Source organism: Chitinophaga sp. 22620 (genome assembly GCF_052044405.1).
Taxonomy (GTDB): Bacteria; Bacteroidota; Bacteroidia; order Chitinophagales; family Chitinophagaceae; genus Chitinophaga.
In genome coordinates this window covers 1,776,349-1,797,089 of record NZ_JBQEMV010000001.1, presented here as the reverse complement: position 1 = coordinate 1,797,089, position 20,741 = coordinate 1,776,349, and the positions used below count along the sequence as shown (strand labels likewise).

At 51.3% G+C, this 20,741-nt stretch carries 20 protein-coding genes; 10 read left to right on the top strand and 10 right to left on the bottom strand.

The annotated features are described in order from the left end of the window. Positions 1-6: 6 nt before the first annotated feature. From kefF to gndA, 4 genes are all read right to left on the bottom strand, one after another. On the bottom strand, positions 7-618 hold the full coding sequence (gene kefF / locus ACTJIK_RS07380) for a glutathione-regulated potassium-efflux system oxidoreductase KefF (RefSeq protein ID WP_440645719.1): 612 nt from the start codon (positions 616-618) through the stop codon (positions 7-9). A 142-nt stretch (positions 619-760) separates the two neighbouring features. Then, the gene (gene pgl / locus ACTJIK_RS07375) at positions 761-1,486 is read right to left on the bottom strand and encodes a 6-phosphogluconolactonase (RefSeq protein ID WP_440645718.1); all 726 of its coding nucleotides are present in this window, start codon (positions 1,484-1,486) and stop codon (positions 761-763) included. 6 nt (positions 1,487-1,492) lie between these two features. Next, positions 1,493-3,001, bottom strand: coding sequence for a glucose-6-phosphate dehydrogenase (gene zwf / locus ACTJIK_RS07370; protein ID WP_440645717.1), 1,509 nt, complete (start codon positions 2,999-3,001; stop codon positions 1,493-1,495). 17 nt (positions 3,002-3,018) lie between these two features. Next, positions 3,019-4,434 carry an NADP-dependent phosphogluconate dehydrogenase gene (gene gndA / locus ACTJIK_RS07365; protein ID WP_440645716.1) on the bottom strand — a complete coding sequence of 472 codons (1,416 nt, stop codon included), beginning with the start codon at positions 4,432-4,434 and terminating at the stop codon, positions 3,019-3,021. A 169-nt stretch (positions 4,435-4,603) separates the two neighbouring features. Between gndA and ACTJIK_RS07360 the strand changes: the two genes are divergently transcribed. Next, positions 4,604-4,972, top strand: a complete 369-nt coding sequence (locus ACTJIK_RS07360; protein WP_440645715.1) for a hypothetical protein — start codon at positions 4,604-4,606, stop codon at positions 4,970-4,972. Positions 4,973-5,010: 38 nt separating this feature from the next. Next, positions 5,011-5,463 carry a VOC family protein gene (locus tag ACTJIK_RS07355; RefSeq protein ID WP_440645714.1) on the top strand — a complete coding sequence of 151 codons (453 nt, stop codon included), beginning with the start codon at positions 5,011-5,013 and terminating at the stop codon, positions 5,461-5,463. A gap of 23 nt (positions 5,464-5,486) precedes the next feature. Here ACTJIK_RS07355 and ACTJIK_RS07350 read toward each other — a convergent pair whose 3' ends face one another. From ACTJIK_RS07350 to ACTJIK_RS07340, 3 genes are all read right to left on the bottom strand, one after another. Then, the gene (locus tag ACTJIK_RS07350) at positions 5,487-6,845 is read right to left on the bottom strand and encodes an SGNH/GDSL hydrolase family protein (protein ID WP_440645713.1); all 1,359 of its coding nucleotides are present in this window, start codon (positions 6,843-6,845) and stop codon (positions 5,487-5,489) included. Positions 6,846-6,948: 103 nt separating this feature from the next. Beyond that, the gene (locus tag ACTJIK_RS07345; RefSeq protein ID WP_440645712.1) at positions 6,949-7,830 is read right to left on the bottom strand and encodes an alpha/beta fold hydrolase; all 882 of its coding nucleotides are present in this window, start codon (positions 7,828-7,830) and stop codon (positions 6,949-6,951) included. Between the two features lie 127 nt (positions 7,831-7,957). After that, a complete protein-coding gene (locus ACTJIK_RS07340; protein ID WP_440645711.1) occupies positions 7,958-8,545 on the bottom strand; it encodes a TetR/AcrR family transcriptional regulator in 588 nt (195 codons plus the stop codon). 302 nt (positions 8,546-8,847) lie between these two features. Between ACTJIK_RS07340 and ACTJIK_RS07335 the strand changes: the two genes are divergently transcribed. Further along, a complete protein-coding gene (locus ACTJIK_RS07335; protein WP_440645710.1) occupies positions 8,848-9,981 on the top strand; it encodes a glycoside hydrolase family 88/105 protein in 1,134 nt (377 codons plus the stop codon). 51 nt (positions 9,982-10,032) lie between these two features. Here the strand turns inward: ACTJIK_RS07335 and ACTJIK_RS07330 are convergent, their stop codons facing one another. Together ACTJIK_RS07330 and ACTJIK_RS07325 are read right to left on the bottom strand one after the other, a co-directional pair. Continuing rightward, positions 10,033-10,755 (bottom strand): LytR/AlgR family response regulator transcription factor, encoded by a 723-nt coding sequence (locus tag ACTJIK_RS07330; RefSeq protein WP_440645709.1) that lies wholly within the window; start codon positions 10,753-10,755, stop codon positions 10,033-10,035. Between the two features lies 1 nt (position 10,756). Continuing rightward, positions 10,757-11,803 (bottom strand): sensor histidine kinase, encoded by a 1,047-nt coding sequence (locus tag ACTJIK_RS07325; protein WP_440645708.1) that lies wholly within the window; start codon positions 11,801-11,803, stop codon positions 10,757-10,759. 244 nt (positions 11,804-12,047) lie between these two features. Between ACTJIK_RS07325 and ACTJIK_RS07320 the strand changes: the two genes are divergently transcribed. Next, positions 12,048-12,899: a phosphatase PAP2 family protein gene (locus tag ACTJIK_RS07320; RefSeq protein WP_440645707.1), complete on the top strand. Its 852-nt coding sequence runs from the start codon at positions 12,048-12,050 to the stop codon at positions 12,897-12,899. A gap of 99 nt (positions 12,900-12,998) precedes the next feature. Here the strand turns inward: ACTJIK_RS07320 and ACTJIK_RS07315 are convergent, their stop codons facing one another. Further along, a complete protein-coding gene (locus ACTJIK_RS07315; protein WP_440645706.1) occupies positions 12,999-13,709 on the bottom strand; it encodes a DUF4198 domain-containing protein in 711 nt (236 codons plus the stop codon). A gap of 184 nt (positions 13,710-13,893) precedes the next feature. On the opposite strand from ACTJIK_RS07315, the gene ACTJIK_RS07310 reads away from it, so the two are divergent. The 6 genes from ACTJIK_RS07310 to ACTJIK_RS07285 all read left to right on the top strand — a co-directional run bounded on the left by ACTJIK_RS07310 (position 13,894) and on the right by ACTJIK_RS07285 (position 20,669). Next, a complete protein-coding gene (locus tag ACTJIK_RS07310) occupies positions 13,894-15,003 on the top strand; it encodes a hypothetical protein (protein WP_440645705.1) in 1,110 nt (369 codons plus the stop codon). Positions 15,004-15,037: 34 nt separating this feature from the next. Continuing rightward, on the top strand, positions 15,038-16,420 hold the full coding sequence (locus ACTJIK_RS07305; protein ID WP_440645704.1) for a chloride channel protein: 1,383 nt from the start codon (positions 15,038-15,040) through the stop codon (positions 16,418-16,420). A 102-nt stretch (positions 16,421-16,522) separates the two neighbouring features. Further along, the gene (locus tag ACTJIK_RS07300; RefSeq protein WP_440645703.1) at positions 16,523-17,083 is read left to right on the top strand and encodes a flavin reductase family protein; all 561 of its coding nucleotides are present in this window, start codon (positions 16,523-16,525) and stop codon (positions 17,081-17,083) included. A gap of 15 nt (positions 17,084-17,098) precedes the next feature. Then, positions 17,099-18,685: a Na+/H+ antiporter gene (locus ACTJIK_RS07295; protein ID WP_440645702.1), complete on the top strand. Its 1,587-nt coding sequence runs from the start codon at positions 17,099-17,101 to the stop codon at positions 18,683-18,685. Between the two features lie 92 nt (positions 18,686-18,777). Beyond that, a complete protein-coding gene (locus tag ACTJIK_RS07290; protein ID WP_440645701.1) occupies positions 18,778-19,362 on the top strand; it encodes a TetR/AcrR family transcriptional regulator in 585 nt (194 codons plus the stop codon). 44 nt (positions 19,363-19,406) lie between these two features. Next, positions 19,407-20,669 (top strand): MFS transporter, encoded by a 1,263-nt coding sequence (locus tag ACTJIK_RS07285; RefSeq protein ID WP_440645700.1) that lies wholly within the window; start codon positions 19,407-19,409, stop codon positions 20,667-20,669. Positions 20,670-20,741: the final 72 nt, after the last annotated feature.

Sequence of the window (20,741 nt, the reverse complement as noted above, 5' to 3'; positions counted from 1 at the left end):
CGGGTTTTATTTGGATGCGGATATTGTTTCGGGAGCGCCTGCGAGACTGTTCAGTTCCAGCAGCTGCTGCGCCTTTTGAAGGTCCAGCTGGCCGGACTGGAGGCTTTGCAGGATGTTCGTGTAGCCTGCTGCGTATTGGTCCAGCTGCTGCTCGGTCAGTTGCGTGGCGCCGTGTACCACGAAAGGCGGCAGGTAATGCATATGGCAGAGTTTGGCCGATTGCTCGAAAGGCAGCATGAACTGTTTGATCACATGGCCGTGATGCCCTTCAGGACTGTATGCTTCTTCGTTGCCGCCGGTGGAAACGACCTGCAGCCAGTATTTCCCCTGCAGGGCAACGCCGTTTTTGCCGTAAGCCCAGCCATGCTCCAGCACCAGGTCCATCCATTGCTTGAGCAATGCAGGGCCGCTGTACCAGTAGAACGGGTGCTGGAAGATGATCACATCATGTTCTTTCAGCACCTGCTGCTCCGTGTCAGGGTGTACGTCAAAGTCAGGGTATACTTCGTATAGGTCGCGCAGCGTAATGCCGGGCAGCTGCTTTACTGCCCTGATAAGTTTTGCGTGAACGCGGGAACGCTCAAATGCCGGGTGGGCGAAGAGGATTAGTACTTTCAATCTCCGGGAAATTTCAAATGAAAACTGAAGTTAAAGAGATTAGGCGAACCAGCCTAATGTCTACCATTGCGGCTGGCCTGCCAATAAAAAACCGGGAAGCGCCCGCAGGCAATTCCCGGCTTGTGAAATATGTTCTCTGCCGTTATATCTGCAGCGCTTCGGCGGCCGCTTCGTCCACAAACCAGTGCAGGTCGCCATTTTCAGGGCGTATCAGCTGCGACGGATAACGGTCGGGATCAGGCGCACCGTCTATCACGGCTTTCAGCGTGAGGGCCTTTGCGGAACCGGTAGCCATGAACACCACGCAGGCGGCCAGGTTGGTAACGGGCGCGGTGAGCGTGATGCGGTACATGTCCTGCGCTTCGAGCCAGAAGGCCTTTACCCAGGCTTTCTTTTCGTGCACGATGGGCAGGCCGGGGAAGAGGCTCAGCGTGTGGCCATCGTCTCCCATACCCAGCAGCACGAGGTCGAACGTGGTTTCCCTGCCGTGAAAATAGCGGTGAAGGGTCTTTTCATATTCGGCGGCGGATTGTTCCGGTTCAATGTCCGTACGCATTACGTGGATGTTCTCAGGCAGGGCGCCTACCTGGTCCAGCAGCACGTCGTAAGCCATGCGGGCGTTGTTGCGCGCGTCTTCAAAAGGCACGGCCCGTTCGTCGCCCCAGAAAAAATGCACCTTGTTCCATTCTATCATGTTCACATACGGCTCTTTTGCCAGCAGGGTATACAGCGCTTTGGGCGTGTTGCCGCCGGAGAGGGCGAAGGTGAAGCGGTCCTGTTTCTGCAGCACTTCCTGGATGTACTGGCTGATGAATGCGGCCAGGTTCTCGCTCAGTTGCTGTGTATCTTTTGCCACGTGTAATTCCATAATGCGCTATTTTTTTTCCGGTGGAAGGTTGATCCAGCTGTGACCGTCGCGCGCAATGAGCGCATCCGCATCTTCGGGGCCCCAGGAATCCGGAACGTAATTCGGGAAGTCTTGCGGGATACGGTTTTCCCATGTTTCGAGGATGGGCATGATCACTTTCCAGGCAGATTCCACCTGGTCCGCACGCATGAACAGCGTAGCGTCTCCTTCCATCACGTCCAGCAGCAGGGTTTCGTATGCTTCGGGGGTATGATCGTCGGAGCCTTCGTAATTGAAGGTCATGTTCACGGGGTCCAGCGTCATGGTCTGTCCCGGACGTTTTGCCTGGAACCGGATACGGATGTCCATCTCCGGCTGGATGCTGATCGTGAGGCGGTTGCTGCGCCAGGATTCAGCGGCTTCGGACGGGAAGGCGTAGGTGGGCGCTTCTTTGAACTGGATGGTGATATGGGTGCTTTTCTGGTGCATCAGCTTACCGGTGCGCACGTAGAAAGGTACGCCCTGCCAGCGCCAGTTGTCGATAAAGAATTTTACGGCGGCGTAGGTATCGGTGTTGGATTGAGGATTGACGCCCTTTTCTTCGCGGTAACCTGTTACCTGCCTGCCTTTCATCCAGCCGGCACCGTACTGGCCGCGCACGGCGGACTCATGTACGTCTTCCCGTTTGATAGGGCGGATGGCGTTGAGCACATCCACTTTTTTATTACGGATCTCGTTGGCGTCGAAAGAAACGGGGGCTTCCATGGCCACCATGCAAAGCAGCTGCAGGATATGGTTCTGCACCATGTCGCGCAGGGCGCCGGAATGTTCGTAATATCCGCCGCGGCCTTCGAGGCCCACGCTTTCAGCAGCGGTGATCTGCACATGGTCGATGTAATGACGGTTCCATACGGGCTCGAACAGGGCATTCGCGAAGCGGAGCGCCAGGATGTTCTGCACGGTTTCCTTGCCGAGGTAGTGGTCTATACGGAAGATCTGCTCTTCGGCAAACAGGCCGGTGAGCAGGGCATTCAGCTCATGCGCGCTTTCCAGGTCGTGCCCGAAAGGCTTTTCTATCACGATGCGGGTAGCGCTTTTATCCTTGCAGAGGTTGAGCGTGCCCAGTTCCTGCGCGATGGAAGGCACCAGCTGCGGGGCCACGGCGAGGTAGAAGATCACGTTCGGGTGCACGCCCCATTCGGCTTCCTTCTGCTGCACGAATTCCGTGATGCGCTGGTAGGAAGCCACGTCGCCGGCGTCCAGCTGGAGGTAGTTGACGTGATCGAAAAATGCCTGGTAGTGGCCGTTCACTTCCGCTTTACGGCGCGAGAACTTCTCGATACCCTCCTGCAGGTGGGTGCGGTAATTATCGGAAGAGTATTCCGTGCGGCCGATCCCTACAATGGCGAAGCGTTCCGGCATCCATTCGTCCAGGAACAGGTTATACAAAGCAGGTGTCAGCTTCCGGTAGTTCAGGTCGCCGCTGCCGCCGAAAATGAAGAGGATGGAAGCAGGCGGGCGTTTATGATGTTGCATAAAAAAGATAAAAATGATTAATGGTGTAGCCAGGTGGTATGAAAACTGCCCGGCATGTCTATCCGCTGGTATGTATGTGCTCCAAAGTAATCGCGTTGCGCCTGCACCAGGTTGGTGGGCAGCTTTTCGTTGCGGTATGCGTCGAAATAGGAAAGCGCAGCCATAAATCCTGCCGCGGGCAGGCCGGCCTGTGCGGCCTGTACAATCACCGCGCGCATGTTATGTTCCTTTTCTTTTACAATACCGGCCACTTCTTTGTTCAGCAACAGGTTGGGTAATTCAGGCGATTCTTTCAGCGCTTTGTAGAAAGTACCCAGCAGGGCCGAACGGATGATGCAGCCGCCGCGCCAAACTTTCACGGCGTCGGGCAGGGGTATCTGCATGTCGTGCGCTTCGGAAGCGGCGTGCAGCATGGCCATGCCCTGAGCGTAACACATGATGGTGGCGAACTGTAACGCGTCTTTCACCTGTGAAATGAAAAGTTTCGCATCGGCGGACACGGGAATTTTGGGTTCCGCGTATACTCTGGCGGCCTGCACGCGCTCGTCCTTATAAGCCGAAACGGTGCGCATAGACACTGCCGTGTCTATGATGGTAGCGGGCACGGCCAGGTCCATGGCCTCCTGGGAAGTCCATTTGCCGGTGCCTTTGGAGCCCGCTTTGTCCAGGATCATATCAATGAGGCGGTTACCTGATTTGTCGTCTGTTTGCAGGAAGATGTCTGCCGTGATCTCCAGGAGGAAAGACTGCATTTCGCCGCTGTTCCATTCCTTATACACCTGGTGCAGCTGGTCGTTGTTGAGACCGGCGCTTTGCAGCAGGCGGTAGCTTTCGCTGATGAGCTGCATGATGGCGTACTCTATGCCGTTGTGCACCATTTTAACATAGTGGCCTGCCGCGCCTTTACCGAGGTAGGCCACGCAGGGCTCTCCTTCCACTTTGGCGGAAATGGCTTCCAGCATGGGTTTCACATGCGGGTATGCTTCCTGGTCGCCGCCGGGCATAATGCTGGGGCCGGTGCGCGCGCCCTGTTCCCCGCCGGAAACGCCTACGCCCATGAAATGAAAGCCGGCGGCTTTCATGTATTCCACCCTGCGGAGGGTGTCCGTGAAGTGGGAGTTGCCCCCGTCTATCACGATATCGCCCGGTTCCAGCAAGGGTTTGAGGGATTCCAACACATCGTCTACCGGTTTGCCTGCGGGCACGAGCATCATGACCCTGCGGGGGCGCTGAAGCTGGCTGATCATTTCTTCCAGCGACACCACCCCTTTTACGCGTGTGCCGGCGGTAGCGGAGGATTCCAGGGCTTTGGCCTTTTCTGTATCCTTATCGAAGCCGATCACGGCAAATCCATGATCCGCCATGTTGAGCAGGAGGTTGCGCCCCATCACGCCCAGGCCGATCATTCCGAATTCGTATAAGCTGTTTGCCATATTGATGATTGTCTGTATTGAGTATTCAAGCGGCGAAATTAGCCATTTATTTGCGCAATTGCGGGGCAAGACCGCGCAACGCATCCTTAAACCCCGCAAAAATAGGCACAAAAATGTGATAGGAAAAGTTGTAACAACTGCATAAATTACAGTATTAATCCCCCAAACCATGAAAAAAGGCATTTTTCTCCTCCATTACATCCCCTGCTCCTATTTCATTATCTGTTCCCTTTGTATATTATGGAATGCTGATATGATCAATTTCCTCGGGCTCACCCTCCTGCTGCTCTTTTCGGGGCTGCTGTTCTTCAGGCGCACGGCATTCCGCATGTCTGTAGGCGGACTGATGCTCGTGGCCAGCTTTTATTTCCTGCTGGCCCTGATAGACGAGGCGGGCGACGCGCGCGTCGCCGGCCGGGATGCCGGCATGCTGCTGGGTTGGGGCATGAGCCTGATCGGCCTTTCCGCCCTCATGTCCATCCTCCTGATCCTGCCGCTGAATATGCCGCAGAAAGCGCCCGTGTACCAACGGAAATAGGGTTCACAAACCCGGGGATTTATTATCTTGTACGGGTTATGAAGAAATTACTGCTCCTTTGTCTTCTTATTTCAGCCGCAACGGCGGTATCCGCGCAACAGAAAAAAACGCGGCCTTACCTGAACCATCTCGCGCTATACGTGCAGGATCTTGAAAAAGCTACGGTGTTTTACCGGGACTTCCTGGGCCTGGATACCATTCCCGAGCCTTTCCACGACGGCAAGCATACCTGGTTTTCCGTGGGCCCGGCCAGCCATCTTCATCTTATAGCCGGCGCCAAAACGCCTTACACAGGTGACCGGAACTCTCATATCTGTTTTAGTGTCCCTTCTGTGGAGGAATTCATCACCCGGTTAAAAAAAGCGGGCATGACCTTCATTAACTGGGCGGGAGAAAAAGAAAAGATCACCGTACGGGTAGACGGCGTGAAACAAATTTACCTCCAGGACCCGGACGGGTATTGGATCGAGGTGAATGATGCGACGAAATGATCTATCGTCGGGATATCCATTATTTATTGCACTCTCTTTAATACATATTTATGCGGCGCCGGCTTCAGCAACACGGGTAATGAATCCAACGAAGATTGCCATTCACGGCGGATCTCAGCTTCCTTCGGTTTTTGTTCGATGTAGCCGGTGAGCAGCTTTTTAGCGTAATCGGTATCTGGCTTTTTCACGAAGCCGGTATCGTAGTGATGTTTCACCACTTCCAGGTTTTCCTTTCCGGGCAGCGCGTTGATGAAGCGGTATTCCACCAGGCGTATCTGCCGCAGCTGGCCTTCGAGGCGCCAGCTGTTCTGCAGCAGCGCCTGCACTTTCTTTGCCTGCTGGTACTGCGGCGTTTGGGTGATCAGCGACAGGTTCAGCCCCCTTTCCAGCTCCCCGGAAAAATAGGTCCCTATTTCCACACCGTCTATTGACAGCACATAATTACCGGGTTTCAGAAAGTTGAACCTCAATACTTCGCGGTTAAAATTCTCCGTGAACGGCGCCAGCTCCAGGGCAAAAGCCTGTTCGTCGCGCAGCGGGAAGGGCAACGCCTGCTCTTCGGCGGTGAATGTAACCGTATTGCCGTCGCGCACCAGGTTGGTGATCTTTGCCTGCTGCGCTTTTCCCTGGCTCGATTTCGTATCGCGGTCTGCAACGATCGTAGCCACGATGGGCGAGGATTTGAATGTTCTCAGGAATTCCCAGGCCATCAGCAGGTGACCCACCGGGCCGGGGTGCACACGGTCTTTCCCGATCACGGTGGCCGTGGAATCCGTGCGCTGCACTTCGGCGTTGATGGTGCTGAGCGAGGTCCAGTAGTCCACTACCGGGACCTTATATGTGGCCGCGAATTCCTTGATATAACCGGCGCAGGTCTTCAGCGCGTCATTCGCGCCATAAAGATTGCTGGTGGCCATTTTGGAGGTTTGGTCGTAGATGGAGGGCGTTTGCAGCACCACTTTTATGCCTTTGGACTGGAAAATGCGGATGATGCTGTCCAGGTTCTTTTTATAGGTAACAAGCGCCTGCTGCTGCTGTTCTTTGATGCCCGGTTCGTTTGCCCGTTTGGCATCATACAGCGGGCGGTTCACGTCGTTCATGCCGATCATGATCACGGCCCAGGTGGGCTTGTGCACGAGTATGTCCTCGTCCATGCGGTTGATGATACCTTTCGTTACATCGCCGGAGATGCCGCAGTTGAAGAAGGTGACGCCCAGCTGCGGGTAGCGCGTGGTATACCAGAGGGCGATGTTGTGCCAGTAATCACCGTTGTGGGTGATGCTGTTGCCGACAAAACAAACCCGGTCACCTTTTTTGAAAAGCTGGGCGGATGCGGTGAGACTGGTTACGAAAAGGCAGATGATGATAATAAAGGAGCGCATGGTCGTTGGATATATCCGATAAAAATAGATAATCCTGTGAACAATCCCAATGGCAAAGGCTCCCATGCGGGGAGCCATGCCGGATCAACATATCTTACTGGTGTTATACTGCCAGCGCCGCAATTTTTTTTACATTCCTGACAAGAAAGCCGTCTATCAAAGCGGCGATTTCCGCGAGATGATCTTCCAGCGCGAAGTGCCCGGTATCCAGCAAATGAAATTCAATATTTTGCAGGTCGCGTTTGTAAGGGTGGGCGCCGGAAGGGGGGAATATCGCGTCATGTTCGCCCCATACTACCAGGGTGGGCGGCTGGTGCTGGCGGAAATATTCCTGCCATGCGGGGTACAGCGGCGGGTTGGTACCGTAAGACAGGAAAAGCTGCAGCTGGATCTCGCGGTTGCCCGGGCGGTCCAGCAGGGCCTGGTCGTGCAGCCAGGTATCAGGGCTGACCTTCGTAACATCTTTTACCCCGTTCACATATTGCCAGCGGGTACTTTCGGGGGTCAGCATCACGGCGACGGCTTCAATACTGGCGGGTTCTTCCGGGTGTTCCCAATAATGAAAAATGGGGGTCCAGAAGTCGGTCAGGCCTTCGCGGTAGGCGTTGCCGTTCTGCACCAGCAGGGATTGTATCCTTTCGGGCTGTCGGGCGGCGATGCGGTAACCTATGGGAGCGCCGTAATCCATGACATACAGGCTGAACCTGCCGAGACCAATGGCGTCCACGAATGCTTCCATGATATTGGCCAGGTTGTCGAAGCTGTAGTCGAATTCATTTACGGTGGGCATGCTGCTCTGGCCGAAACCGGGATAATCGGGCGCAACGAGGTGGTATCGGTCTTCCAGGCTGGTTATGAGATTGCGGAACATGAATGAAGAGGTGGGAAAGCCGTGCAGGAGAAGGATGGTGGGATTGCTGCGGCTGCCGGCTTCGCGGTAGAAAATTTGCTGTCCGTTAACGGAGATGGTGTTGTACGTTGTCATAAAAAATGTTTTAAATTCTATACTAATTGGTCAAATATTGAAGAAAAAAAATGCGGCGCGGAAAAAGAAACCTGGCTTGCCCCCGTAAATTCTATACCATTCAGTCAAATATTAGTACAAAAAAAAGTTAACCCGGCTGAAGCACGTCCAGCTGCAACTCTACGAGCTTTTCCAGTTCTTTCCGGCCATAAATGCGGCGGGAAATGCTCATACCGTTCCACATGTTCACCAGGAATTTCGCCAGCGTTTCGGGAGAGGTCCGGGTGGTGATGTATCCTTCTTTTACGCCCTTTTTTATATACTGCAGGTAGATGGTTTCCACATCGAGGAGCTTATTACGGGCGAGGCTGGCCAGCTCTTCGTCCATACCGCTCATTTCACCGAGCGTGTTTACGAGGAAACATCCTTTGCTGTGGTCATTTATGTCGGCGGGCTGGGTTACCTGCCGGAAGATCTCCTTAAGCGCCTTGACGGGATTTTTGTGCTGCTCGAACGTGGAACGGATGGCCATGCCTTCTTTCAAGAAGAACCTGTTTAGCACGCTGATGAATAATTGCCGCTTACTGCCAAAGGTATTGTACATGCTGCCTTTGTTGAGGTCCATCGCCTGCAGCAGGTCTTCCATGGAAGCGGCTTCATACCCCTTCGTCCAGAACACCTCGGTGGCGGCGGCCAGCGCTTTGCCCTCGTCGAATTCTTTATACCTTCCTGCCATGTCGTAATTGTTTTAACTGATCAAAAATACAATTCTATACCATTCGGTCAAAATTAATTTTTTCTATTAAAGGATCAACCGTGTAGGCGTAAAAAATGAAAGTACATCCGGGGATGTACTTTCTGAGAGGGGTTGGGGAAAAACAAACAGTAGTAATCAGACTAGCAGGAGTAAAATTAGGGCAGGCGGATGGCAAAAACACGCGTAAAACCGCTGATTTCTGAAAACACGTAGTTTTACGCATGACCTGTTTGTAAATATGCAAACGTTTGCATAACTTGTATTCTGTTCAATCATACGTTATGAAAACAAAGCACCTGACACCAATGCTGGCGGCATCTTTAGTGATGTTATCCGCCGGCGCCACCGCGCAGTCTGCGGACCTGAAAAACTTCCCGAAAGGTTCCACCCCGGAAGAGATCGGGAAAAGAGTGGCGGACCACTTCGTGGCAACGCCCCACACCAACTTCGGCAGGCCCTTTCCACCCAAAGTGATCACCTACCCGGAAACCTGCACCTGGTACGGCGCCCTCACCTTCGCAAAAGAAACGAAGGACGAAGCCCTCAAAAAGCACCTCATCCAGCGGTTCGAGCCGCTCCTTGGCTCAAGGGATACGCTTATACCCGTGCCGGACCATGTGGATTACACCGTATTCGGTTCCGTACCGCTGGAGCTCTACCTGCAAACCAAAGATGTGCGTTACCTCACCCTCGGTAAGGGCATTGCAGACAAACAATGGGGCCCGCCCGAAGGCAAACGCGTGAAACCCGAATCTCATGTATTCTACAACCAGGGTTATACCTGGCAAACCCGCCTGTGGATAGACGACATGTTTATGATCACCGCCGTGCAGAGCCAGGCCTACCGTGCTACCGGCAACCGTTCGTATATCGACAAAGCAGCCAATGAAATGATCCTTTACCTGGATTCCCTTCAAAAGCCCAACGGCCTTTTTTACCATGCGCCCAACGCGCCCTTCTTCTGGGGCCGCGGCAACGGCTGGATGGCTGCCGGCATGAGCGAGCTGCTTCGTTCCGTGCCCAAGGACAATCCCAACCGCCCCCGCATCCTGAAAGCTTACCAGACGATGATGGCTTCCCTGCTGAAGTACCAGGCGGAAGACGGCATGTGGCACCAGCTGATAGACGACCCGAAGTCGTGGAAAGAAACTTCCTGCACGGGCATGTTCACCTTCGCGATGATCACCGGGGTGAAAAATGGCTGGCTGGATGCCAAAACCTACGGTCCTGCCGCGAGAAAGGCCTGGCTGTCCCTCATCACCTACCTGGATGAGCATTCGGACATCCGCGATGTTTGTGAAGGCACCAATATGAAGAATGACTACCAGTATTACTTGGACCGAAAGCGCCTCACCGGCGACCTGCATGGCCAGGCGCCACTGCTGTGGTGCGCTACAGCGCTGCTGAGGAAATAGGTGAATGGCCGTTCGGCTTTTATCCTGACCGGTGCGGCCGAACCCTTTTTATTACTTATTCAAAAGTTTCTTTGTTACAAATTCATTAAAAAAGAAATCCCTATAAATATTACCAATCGGTATTTCGTTTTTTCCAATATATACAGTATTGTTATCTACAGAATCTATTTTATTTACATTGATGATGTAGGATTTGCTGACTCTGACAAAAGAACTTTTTGGAATCAAATTATGAATAGTTTTAATATTCATAAGTGTAATCACTTTTTGATTTTCTATGTAAATAATTACATAATCTTTTAACCCTTCAATATAAAGTATATCGCTAAAATGTACTTTGAACATTCTGCGGTCTGCCCTTACAAAAATATAATCATCGGTTATGTTTTCTATATTGCTGTTTGTATAATCAGTATGAAATAATTTACAATACGTCTGCGCTTTTTCAACCGCTTTTTGAAAGCGCTCTAATTTTACAGGTTTGATCAAATAGTCAATAGCGTCGACTTCATAACTCTCAGAAGCAAATTCATGAAAAGCGGTGGTAAACACCACTAAAGTTTTCTTAGGAATAGTTCTGGCAAATTCAATCCCGTTCACTCCTGGCATTTGAATATCAAGAAATACTAAATCAACAGCATTTTTTGCCAGAAATTCCCTTGTAGCATCCGCTCCGTTAAATGAAGCTATAGATTCCAGGTTTTCTGTCTGATAAACAAGTTTTTGGATTGCTTTTCTTGCCAATGGCTCATCATCAACTATTATGCAGTTCATTTTATAATTTTAAAGTTAAGGTAACGCAGTATGTTTCCAAATTGTCCTCTATTTTCAAATCATGTGAAGAAGGGAACAGGAGTTCTAATCTCCTTTTAATATTGGCCTGACCTAATCCTCCGGATTTATTGACTGCTTTTACAGCGGGTTTTGAGTTTATGCAGTTGAAAAAAAGCTCGGTATGGCGAACACTGAAAAACAAATTTACATAGGATGATTTCGCTGAATCATTATTGTGCTTTACAGCATTTTCGACAAATGAAATAAATAATAAGGGAGGAACCTGAACACCACTCAATTCTCCTTCTTTGGATATTAAAAAATTAAAATTATCCCGTCTAACTTTTTCCAGGTTTAAAAAATCTTCCAAAAAATGGATTTCTGAAGTTAATAAAACTTTATCTCTCGAGCTGTCATAAAGCTGATACCGAAGTAGGTCACTTAGCTTCATTAAAACCTGCGAAGCTTTTTTGGGATCATCTTCAATTAAAACATTTGCATTATTAAGCATGTTAAAAAGGAAATGCGGATTGATCTGATTTTTGAGCTGCTCCAGTTCAGTATTAGTTTTTGAAAGTTCCAGATCATGAATCAGTTGCGCATCCGATATCCACTGCTGGAATAACTTAACCGCCGCCGATGCAATGATAAGCACCATGATCATAAAAGAAAAGGTCAAAAAGTTGATATTGTCATCCTCGTTCGGAAGTAAATCAGGCTTGTAATAAGAGGAAAAAACTTCATGAATGTAAAACGAAAGAATCATTCCAGAAAGCACAAAAAGACCATAACTTAAGTATTTCTTTCTAAACAGAAACTTAGGAACAAAAAAATACATGTTACTGTAGGCCAATAAAACTATCTGAAAAAAAATAATCAGCCGATTGTAGGTTTCGAAAGGTTCTATGTAGTCCGGTGGACTGTAATACAAAACAATAATACAAAACGTGATTAGTAACAAATGACGTTGCAATCGGTATTTTTCTGAAATGATCAGCTGAAGCATCCAATTGGCATCCATATTCCTGTTGTGCAAAGTTTTAATCATAAGCCTATTTCAGGTTTCGAGCACATGTATTTACCTGCCAAAATAAGATTTAACTGCAAAAACGCTAAGTTTTAATCGCCAAACCTGGCCAAGGCCTCAACGACAGAATGTTGCAACCTGTTTTACTACATCTAAAGGCTGCTTTAATATATAAAGTAAGCCATTTTGTATATATAAAATATGAGCGTTCAACAACGATATACTTTCGCCGGGAATTGTGGCATTAAACTCTAAACTTTAATAAATGAAAGGCAGAAATTTGGCCTTGCTAATCCTTCTTTTTTCGTATATGTCCCAAGCATATTCGCAGGAAAAAATTACCCTTAGCGGCATAATAGCTAACAGGTCCAATACTGAAACACTGTTTGGCCAAAATATTTGCATTCCTGAGTTTAAAGTGGGCATTAACGATTCGACCGACTCAGAAAAAAACGCGAAAAATATTCAATTCAAATACAAATCGCTCATAATTCCAACTGTTTTAATCGGATATGGAGTTGTTGGTCTTGTAAGCCCTTCTTTAAAAGATATCAATACCAGTACAAAAAATGAATTTAGGGAGCATGATGATAAGAAAGTAAACCTAGACGATTTTTCCCAATACAGTCCGTTTTTATCTGTATATGCCTTAAATGCGTTGGGCATACAGGGAAAAAATAATTTTAAAGATAGAACCATTGTTTTGACAACGGCATATCTGATTATGGGTGGCTCTGTAAACATCATAAAAAAAACTTCAAAAGTTAAAAGACCAGATGGCTCAGACACAAACTCGTTTCCTTCGGGGCATACCGCTACGGCTTTTATGGGTGCCGAATTTTTATACCAGGAGTATAAACATGTATCTGTCTGGTATGGTATTGGCGGCTACGTGGTCGCAGCTGGCACAGGTCTTTTTCGAATGTCCAACGAAAAACATTGGCTTACCGATGTTGCTACAGGTGCGGGAATCGGGATTTTAAGCACTAAAATTGCCTACTGGATTCATCCCTTTATCAAGAAAGCGATTTTTAAGGACAAGGATAAACTAAATGGAATCGTTATGCCTTATTATAACGGACGGCAATATGGATTGGGGTTATCAATGACATTTTGAAAAGACGAAATTACACACATTGGCGGTCATGTAAAAAATAGCCGCACAAAAAACGGGTGTATACGAACGTATACACCCGTTTTTTTTATAATAGTGAGTTTATTTTACCTCGATACAATAAGTAGCGCATCTCCATACTTCCTCAAAAGCCTGGCCGTTGTGCTGGCCGGTTTTCTTTTGCGTGCCGGCTACTTCCACCATATACCTGCCGGGCCAGAGCGGGGTAAAGCTCGCCTTGCCGGTGCTGTCCGTATACAGTTCCTTGCCCCAGCCATTGGGCGCGAACACCTTTACTTCCTGTTCCGCAGCGGGCTTCAGGTCCATCAGGGCATGCAGGCTGATGCTTTCATTCACCTTGTGCGCCGCTTTCGGGGCCACGAACACGCTCACATCGTTTTTGTTGACTTCAGGGCTGGCTTCGCCTTTGCCCACCAGTACGCTGGCGCTGGAATGGTAATCCAGGCGGCTGCCATGATATAGTTCTTTTACGATATGTTTCATCACCACCGTATATACGCCTTCAGACTCGGGGGTGAAGAAGGCTTTGTAATGATCTTTCCCCGGGGCGGAAGTGAGAGGGATCTCTTTCTTGTCGGGGGTAATGAGGGTGAGGGTGTATGATTTGGTATCGGAAAACCATTTATCCAGCGGGGAAATATCCTTATCGGCAAACTCTCCCCAAAAAACGCGCACTTCCTGGGGCTGGCCTTTTTTACCGGTCGGGCTGGTCTCTATCCAGAGGGCGTGGGCAAACACCTGGGCACATACCAGGGTAAAAAAGGTTATCATCCATAATGATCTGTAAAGCATAGCAATAGTTTTGTGGGCGTGAAATTATCGCCTCCCTCCCGCATAGTTTGCTCCGATCGGTAAAATTATTTACGCAAAAGGGAAAAAGTTCGTTGGCAGGCTATTTGCGCGGCAAATAGGGAATATTGCATAATTTAGTGATAATGATGTTCGTTATAAGACATCAGTGTTAAATTCGCCCTCCATGAAACGGATCCTTTATTTGCTTGTATTTTTCCTGCCGGTAGCGGCCAGCGCCCAGAAACTCTCAGAATCAGCCATTGAAGACATTTCCTCCAAAATGGCCACCCAGTTCCTGAAACTGAACGACCCGGCCCTGGTATTCGTGACCGAACAAATGAGCAGGACCGGTTCCGGGGGCCTGGAGGTAGACAAAACCATGCAGGACCTCAAAAAGGACCCCACCGCCCTGGACGCCGCCCTCCGGTTCCTTTACCAGTACAGCGACTGCAACCGTCAGACCCTCATCGCCAACCTCCGCGCCATGAACGTGAATTCCGGCAACGTGTTCCCCCTGGCCACCTACATCGTGAATAAGAACAAGGACGACAATAAAGCCCTCGTGGACGAAAAAACAGAGCTGTACCGTATAGGCGCCATCCCGAAACAGATATCCGTGATGGTGGCCCCGCCAGACAACCAGAACCAGGCCGCGGCCGCGGGTACCGTGCTCCAGGGCGCCCCGCCAGCGAACGCCACCGGCCAGGCGCCTGCCGCCACCCCGGGTTCCTCTCCCTCGAAAGAAACCATCAATACCGCCGCCAATATGCCGGTGGATACCCGTAACTGGGACGTGCGCAACGTGTTCGCCATGGTAAAACCCGACCAGTTGCTGGAACTTTACGGCAAAGAGAACGTGGAGCTGCGCGACGCCACCGACTTTGAAGGCAACGACGCTGGCAAGGCCTGGGTAGTATACCCGGACACGGAAAATGAAATGGAAGTGATCTTTTATAAAGATTCCACCAAATCTGTCGCCTTCAGCAGGGAAGAGGGCAAATGGCGCTCCCCCTTCGGTATTAAACCCGGCGACCCGATCGATAAGGTCAATAAAGTGAACGGCAAAGGCTTCACGGTAAACGGCTTTGAATGGACCAACGGCGGCACGGTAGACAGCTGGGAAGGCGGCGCCATGGACAAAAAAGGGGTGATGATCCTCTTCCGCGCCGTGAACAGCGGCGACCCCAAGCTCTACGATAAGTTCACCGGCGAAAAGAAATTCAGCTCCAACGATGCTTCCCTCAAAAAACTGGGCGTGATCGTGGAGAAAGTGGTGTTCAGAACTTACCAGTAAGACCTGTTTATTGCATATTCCTTATTTTCGGCACATGGAAGGAACCGGCAATAAGTACTACAGGCTGCTCGTGAGATTCGGGAATTACAGGACTAAATTTACTTCCCACCGGAATTTTCTCATTATCCTCAGTTTCGTGGTAGGCGTTATTGCCGCGCTGGCGGCGGTATTGCTGAAAGTGACCGTACAGTTCTTCGAGCATCGCGTGGAGGTGATGAACAATTGGATGAACAGCAACTGGCTTTCAGCCATATTACCCATGATCGGCACCGGCCTCTCCCTCCTCCTGCTCACCCGCCTGTTCCGCAATAAGCTCAACCGGGGCGTGGGCTTCATTATTCATAATATTGTCTCCAACAAAGGCCGGATCGAAAAGCGGCATACCTACGGCCACATCATCACAAGCGCCATCACCGTGGCTTTTGGCGGCAGCGTGGGACTGGAAGCGCCCATTGTGGCTACAGGCGCAGCGATCGGCTCCAATACCGGGCACGACCTCAGGCTTTCGTCCAAAGACACCGTGCTGCTGCTTGCCTGCGGCACGGCGAGCGGCATTGCCGCGGTGTTCAACAGCCCGTTTGCCGGGATCATTTTTGTGCTGGAAATATTCCTGCTCGATTTCAGCATCCCCTTCTTCATCCCGCTGCTCATATCCACCGCCACGGCCACGGTGGTCTCGCAACTGCTGTACCCGGGCAAGTTCATATTTGTTGCCAGCGAAAGCTGGAGCATCAAGGCCATTCCTTTTTATATCCTGCTGGGCATCTGCTGCGGCATGGTGTCCGTTTATATCACGCGCTCCGTGGATTTTATAGAAGGATATTTTGAAAAGCGGCGTATGAACTGGAAAAGCTGGCTGGCCGCGGGCATCCCGTTGTGCCTGCTCATTTTCCTGCTGCCGGGGTTATACGGCGAAGGTTATTCCACCATCACCAACCTGCTGGAAGGCCGCTACGCTTCCATTACAGCGCACTCTTTCCTGGAAGGGTACAGTGCCCAGGCCTGGGCTATCATCCTGATGACGGTGCTGCTGCTGGTGTTCAAAGTGGTATGCGCCTGCCTTACTATCAGCGCGGGCGGCAACGGCGGCATCTTTGCCCCGTCTATGATCACAGGCGGGTTAACGGGCTTTTTGTTTGCCTACCTGGTGAACCTCTCCGGCATTTATCACCTGAACACGCCCAATTTTATCATTGCCGCCATGGCGGGTGTGCTGGCCGGCGTAATGCACGCGCCGCTCACGGCCATCTTCCTGCTGGCTGAAATATCCGGCGGATATAAGCTGTTCATCCCGCTGATGATCGTGTCCGCCATCTCCTACTTCATTACCCGCAAATACGAAAAACACTCTGTATACCACAAATCGCTGGTGGAAAGGAAGATACTGACAGATAAAAATATCCATGATCATTTTTGATCATTTCCTCCTCCATTTATATCCAATTCAAAAAACACTTAAATTTAAAGACTATCAGTATGTTGGCATGTGGGTTACAGTAAAAAAGTAAACCGTATCAATATGAAAAGAGCCTATAAAAAAACAATGCTGCCCGTAGACAAGATCAGGAAGTTCCTGGAACCCGGGCCGATAGTGCTGGTTAGCTCCTTTCACAAAGGCAGGACCAATATCATGACCATGGGCTGGCATACCGTGATGGAGTTTTCCCCTTCCCTCGTCGGCTGTATGATAACCTCCGCCAATCACAGTTATGATATGATCAAAGAAAGCGGCGAATGCGTGATCAACATTCCTACGGCAGACATGATCGATACCATCATCGGCATCGGGAATACAACAGGCGCCAAAACGGATAAGTTCAAAAAGTTCGGGCTTACGCCGGAAGAAGGGCTTGAAGTGAAGGCTCCGCTCATTAAGGAATGTTACGCTCACTTCGAATGCCGCGTGGAAGACAGGCGGATGCTGGACAAATACAATTTCTTTATTTTCGAAGTGATGGCCGCACGGGCCGCCACCTGGCCAAAATATCCCAAAACAGTGCATTACCGGGGTGAAGGCGTTTTTATGGTATCAGGCAAACATTTATCTTTCCCGGAGAAATTCAAACCACAAAACCTGTAAGCTTCAATCTACGCTATGCTCGAGAATTTTATCCAATACATCGCGCTGATCATCATCATCCTGTTCCTGGTGATGCTGGCGCAGAAGCTGAAGATCGCCTATCCTATCGTGCTCGTGCTGGGCGGGCTGGCGCTTTGCGCCATTCCGGGCATGCCGGTGATCAGCGTCAACCCCGAGCTGATCTTCATCATCTTTCTGCCGCCGCTGCTATACGAAGCGGCCTGGTATACTTCCTGGAAAGACCTCTGGCGGTGGCGGAGGGTGGTCACCAGCTTTGCATTCCTGATCGTGATCGTTACGTCCTTCGTGGTGGCGCTCGTTTCCAGCTCGCTCATGCCGGGCTTTACAATGGCGCTGGGGTTTCTGCTGGGCGGCATCGTCAGCCCGCCGGACGCGGTATCCGCCACATCGGTCCTGAAATATGTGAAAGTGCCCAAACGGCTGTCCGCCATCGTTGAAGGGGAAAGCCTGCTGAACGATGCATCCAGCCTGATCGTATTCCGGTTTGCATTTATAGCGGTAGACACGGGGCGGTTCGTATTCCAGGAAGCCGCCCTCAGCTTCGCGGTGGTGATCGTAATGGGTATCGTGACAGGCGTGGCCATTGGCATGGTCTACTACGCCATTCACCGCTGGCTGCCCACCACGCCGAATATGGACATTGTGCTCACCTTCACCGCGCCTTACGTGATGTACATCGCGGCGGAGTGGTTTCACTTTTCAGGCGTGCTGGCCGTAGTGAGCGGGGGACTGTATCTTTCCGCGCGCAGCCACCTCATTCTCAGCACCGCCAGCCGGCTTAGGGGGAGCAATGTTTGGTCCACCATAGGATTTGTGCTGAACGGCCTCGTGTTCATGCTCATTGGCCTTGAGCTGCCGGTGATCATGAGCGGCCTCGGCGATGTAGGCATCGGCACCGCCATCTGGTACGGCGTGCTGATCACAGTGGTGCTTATCATCACAAGACTGCTCAGCACTTTCGGCGCATCCCTATTTACGGTCTTCATCAGCCGGTTCATCACTACGGCAGACAGCCGGCCCGGCTGGAAAGGCCCGCTGCTGATCGGATGGGCAGGCATGCGCGGTGTGGTATCCCTCGCAGCGGCCCTTTCCATCCCGCTCACGCTCGGCAACGGCCAGCCGTTCCCGCAGCGCAACCTGATACTGTTTATCACCTTCACCGTTATACTGCTCACCCTCGTTGTACAAGGCCTTACCCTTCCCCTGCTCATCAAGTGGGTGAAAATGGACGACCCCGATTACGATAAAAGCCCGGAGGAACAGGAGCAGGAGCTGCGTTTACAGCTGTCGAACCTCAGCCTCCGCTACCTCGACGAGCATCACGCCGAAGCGCTCAGCAGCAGCAAACCCCTGCAGACCCTGAAGAACCGCTTCGAGAACGACCAGCTGGAACCCGCGGAAGACTCCGGCCACGAACTGGAAAATTACCGGGAAGTGTACCTCCAGCTGCTTACCCATCAACGCGAATCGCTGCACCACATCAACAAACAGCAAAGCGTAAACGAAGAGATGGTGCGCAAATATCTCAATCTGCTGGACCTGGAGGAAGAGAAACTGCGATTACGATTTGAAACGGAATAACAAATATGCTTTCGATGTACAATTATTAACATCGGGTTTGAATTTCCGGCAATTTTGTACTAACCGGTAAATTATATACCTTTACCCCGGATATGTCAGGCAGACCTAAAATATTTGATGAGGAGGATGTGATCCGCAAAGCAACCGCCGTTTTCTGGAGCAAGGGCTATGAACCTGCTTCCACGGAGGAGTTGCTGGACGCGATGGGTATTGGCAAGGGCAGCTTTTACCTTGCTTTCAAAGGAGGGAAAAAAGAACTGTTTGAAAAAGTGCTGGAGCAATTCAGCAAAGAACAGCTGGCCAGGTTCAGGAAAAGGCTGGCGGAGAGCAACGACCAGGTGGAGACGCTCAAAGACCTCTTCCGCGAAATCGCCACTGCCACCAAGGGCGCCCACCAGAAAGGCTGCATTTTCGGGAACAGCCTGGCGGAGCTGTCCAACTCACACGTCATTTTGCTGGACAAAGCGGTGAACCTGCTGCAGCGGCTGGAACAGCTTTTCCTTGAAGTGATCCGTAAGGCGCAGGCCAGTGGCCGCCTGAAGAACCAGGAACAACCGGAGCTGCTGGCACGCAACCTCATCGCCATCTGGAACGGCCTGGGCATCACCCGCAGGATGTACCCGGACAATCATATCCTCGCCGGCATCATCGAGATCCAATTGCAATTCCTTCATTGATTTTTTTTACACAATATTTTACCAATCAGTACAATATTAATATTATGCAGAAAGAAGAAACCGGAATGGCCGTAACTACTACAACACAAGCTCCTGGCGGTATACAGACGTATATTATGGCGCCGAAGCCTGCGTATAAGCTGCAACCAGCTGTGATGTTCATGTTCGCCATCGCCTGCGGGCTGAGCGTAGCCAATGTTTATTATGCCCAGCCATTATTGGACGCCATGGCGCTGGATTTCGGGATCAGTCATGCCGCGGTGGGCGTAGTGATCACTGCTTCTCAGATAGGCAGCGCATTGGCGCTATTGTTCGTAGTGCCGCTGGGAGATATGCTCAACCGGCGCACCTTACTGCTGGCCCAACTGACCGTGCTGGTGCTGGCCCTTGCCGTCGTTAGTTTTGCACCCACCAAAGGCGCGCTGCTGCCGGGCATGGTAGCGTTGGGATTGATGGGCACGGCCATGACGCAGGGATTGATCGCTTTTGCGGCTACGCTTGCCTCGGCAGAACAGCGGGGCCGCGCCGTGGGCATTACGCAAAGCGGCGTGGTGATCGGGCTGCTGCTGGCACGCACCATGGCGGGAGCCATGGCGGACCTGGCGGGCTGGCGTTCGGTGTACCTGCTTTCCGCTTCGCTGCTGGTGGTGATGTTTTTTTTCCTTTACCGCGTGCTGCCGCGCCATGCCACCTCCACCGGGAAAATGACCTACCCGCAACTGCTGCGTTCCATGTTCAGGCTGTTCGCCGAAGAACCTGTGCTGCGCAACCGGGGCATCATCACCATGTTCATGTTCGCCGCCTTCAATACTTTCTGGACCTCGCTCGTACTACCCCTCAGTTCAGCGCCGCATTATCTTTCTCATACCGTCATCGGCGCATTTGGGTTGCTGGGAGCTGTGGGCGCACTGGGCGCGGCAAAAGCGGGGAAAATGTCGGACCAGGGCCGTGCGCAGCTGGTGAGCGGGGCTGCGCTGTTGTTGTTGCTGCTATCATGGCTGCCCTTGGGCTTTACGCAATACTCTTTGTGGGCCCTGGTGGCAGGCATTATTCTTTTTGACATGGCAGCCCAGGCCATCCATGTCACCAACCAGATCATGATCTTCAAAGCGAGGCCCGATGCGGCCAGCAGGCTTGTGGGCTGTTACATGATCTTTTATTCCATCGGCAGCGGCACGGGCGCCGTTCTTTCCACACAGGCGTACGCCGCCGCAGGCTGGACGGGGGTAACCTTGCTGGGAGCGGCTTTCAGCGCAGCTGGCTTGCTGTACTGGGCGCTTACCCTGCGGAAAGCAAGGAATTACTGATGACTGCCCAAACGGTCACCAGCGCATTTCATACGCGCATGTCCAATCAAAAGATTACCGGAAAATAAACCG

Coding starts and splice junctions, on each gene's coding strand:
- pgl (WP_440645718.1), bottom strand. CDS start 1,486: ATGGAATTACACGTGGCAAAAGATACACAGCAACTGAGCGAGAACCTG.
- zwf (WP_440645717.1), bottom strand. CDS start 3,001: ATGCAACATCATAAACGCCCGCCTGCTTCCATCCTCTTCATTTTCGGC.
- gndA (WP_440645716.1), bottom strand. CDS start 4,434: ATGGCAAACAGCTTATACGAATTCGGAATGATCGGCCTGGGCGTGATG.
- ACTJIK_RS07360 (WP_440645715.1), top strand. CDS start 4,604: ATGAAAAAAGGCATTTTTCTCCTCCATTACATCCCCTGCTCCTATTTC.
- ACTJIK_RS07355 (WP_440645714.1), top strand. CDS start 5,011: ATGAAGAAATTACTGCTCCTTTGTCTTCTTATTTCAGCCGCAACGGCG.
- ACTJIK_RS07350 (WP_440645713.1), bottom strand. CDS start 6,845: ATGCGCTCCTTTATTATCATCATCTGCCTTTTCGTAACCAGTCTCACC.
- ACTJIK_RS07345 (WP_440645712.1), bottom strand. CDS start 7,830: ATGACAACGTACAACACCATCTCCGTTAACGGACAGCAAATTTTCTAC.
- ACTJIK_RS07340 (WP_440645711.1), bottom strand. CDS start 8,545: ATGGCAGGAAGGTATAAAGAATTCGACGAGGGCAAAGCGCTGGCCGCC.
- ACTJIK_RS07335 (WP_440645710.1), top strand. CDS start 8,848: ATGAAAACAAAGCACCTGACACCAATGCTGGCGGCATCTTTAGTGATG.
- ACTJIK_RS07330 (WP_440645709.1), bottom strand. CDS start 10,755: ATGAACTGCATAATAGTTGATGATGAGCCATTGGCAAGAAAAGCAATC.
- ACTJIK_RS07325 (WP_440645708.1), bottom strand. CDS start 11,803: ATGATTAAAACTTTGCACAACAGGAATATGGATGCCAATTGGATGCTT.
- ACTJIK_RS07320 (WP_440645707.1), top strand. CDS start 12,048: ATGAAAGGCAGAAATTTGGCCTTGCTAATCCTTCTTTTTTCGTATATG.
- ACTJIK_RS07315 (WP_440645706.1), bottom strand. CDS start 13,709: ATGCTTTACAGATCATTATGGATGATAACCTTTTTTACCCTGGTATGT.
- ACTJIK_RS07310 (WP_440645705.1), top strand. CDS start 13,894: ATGAAACGGATCCTTTATTTGCTTGTATTTTTCCTGCCGGTAGCGGCC.
- ACTJIK_RS07305 (WP_440645704.1), top strand. CDS start 15,038: ATGGAAGGAACCGGCAATAAGTACTACAGGCTGCTCGTGAGATTCGGG.
- ACTJIK_RS07300 (WP_440645703.1), top strand. CDS start 16,523: ATGAAAAGAGCCTATAAAAAAACAATGCTGCCCGTAGACAAGATCAGG.
- ACTJIK_RS07295 (WP_440645702.1), top strand. CDS start 17,099: ATGCTCGAGAATTTTATCCAATACATCGCGCTGATCATCATCATCCTG.
- ACTJIK_RS07290 (WP_440645701.1), top strand. CDS start 18,778: ATGTCAGGCAGACCTAAAATATTTGATGAGGAGGATGTGATCCGCAAA.
- ACTJIK_RS07285 (WP_440645700.1), top strand. CDS start 19,407: ATGCAGAAAGAAGAAACCGGAATGGCCGTAACTACTACAACACAAGCT.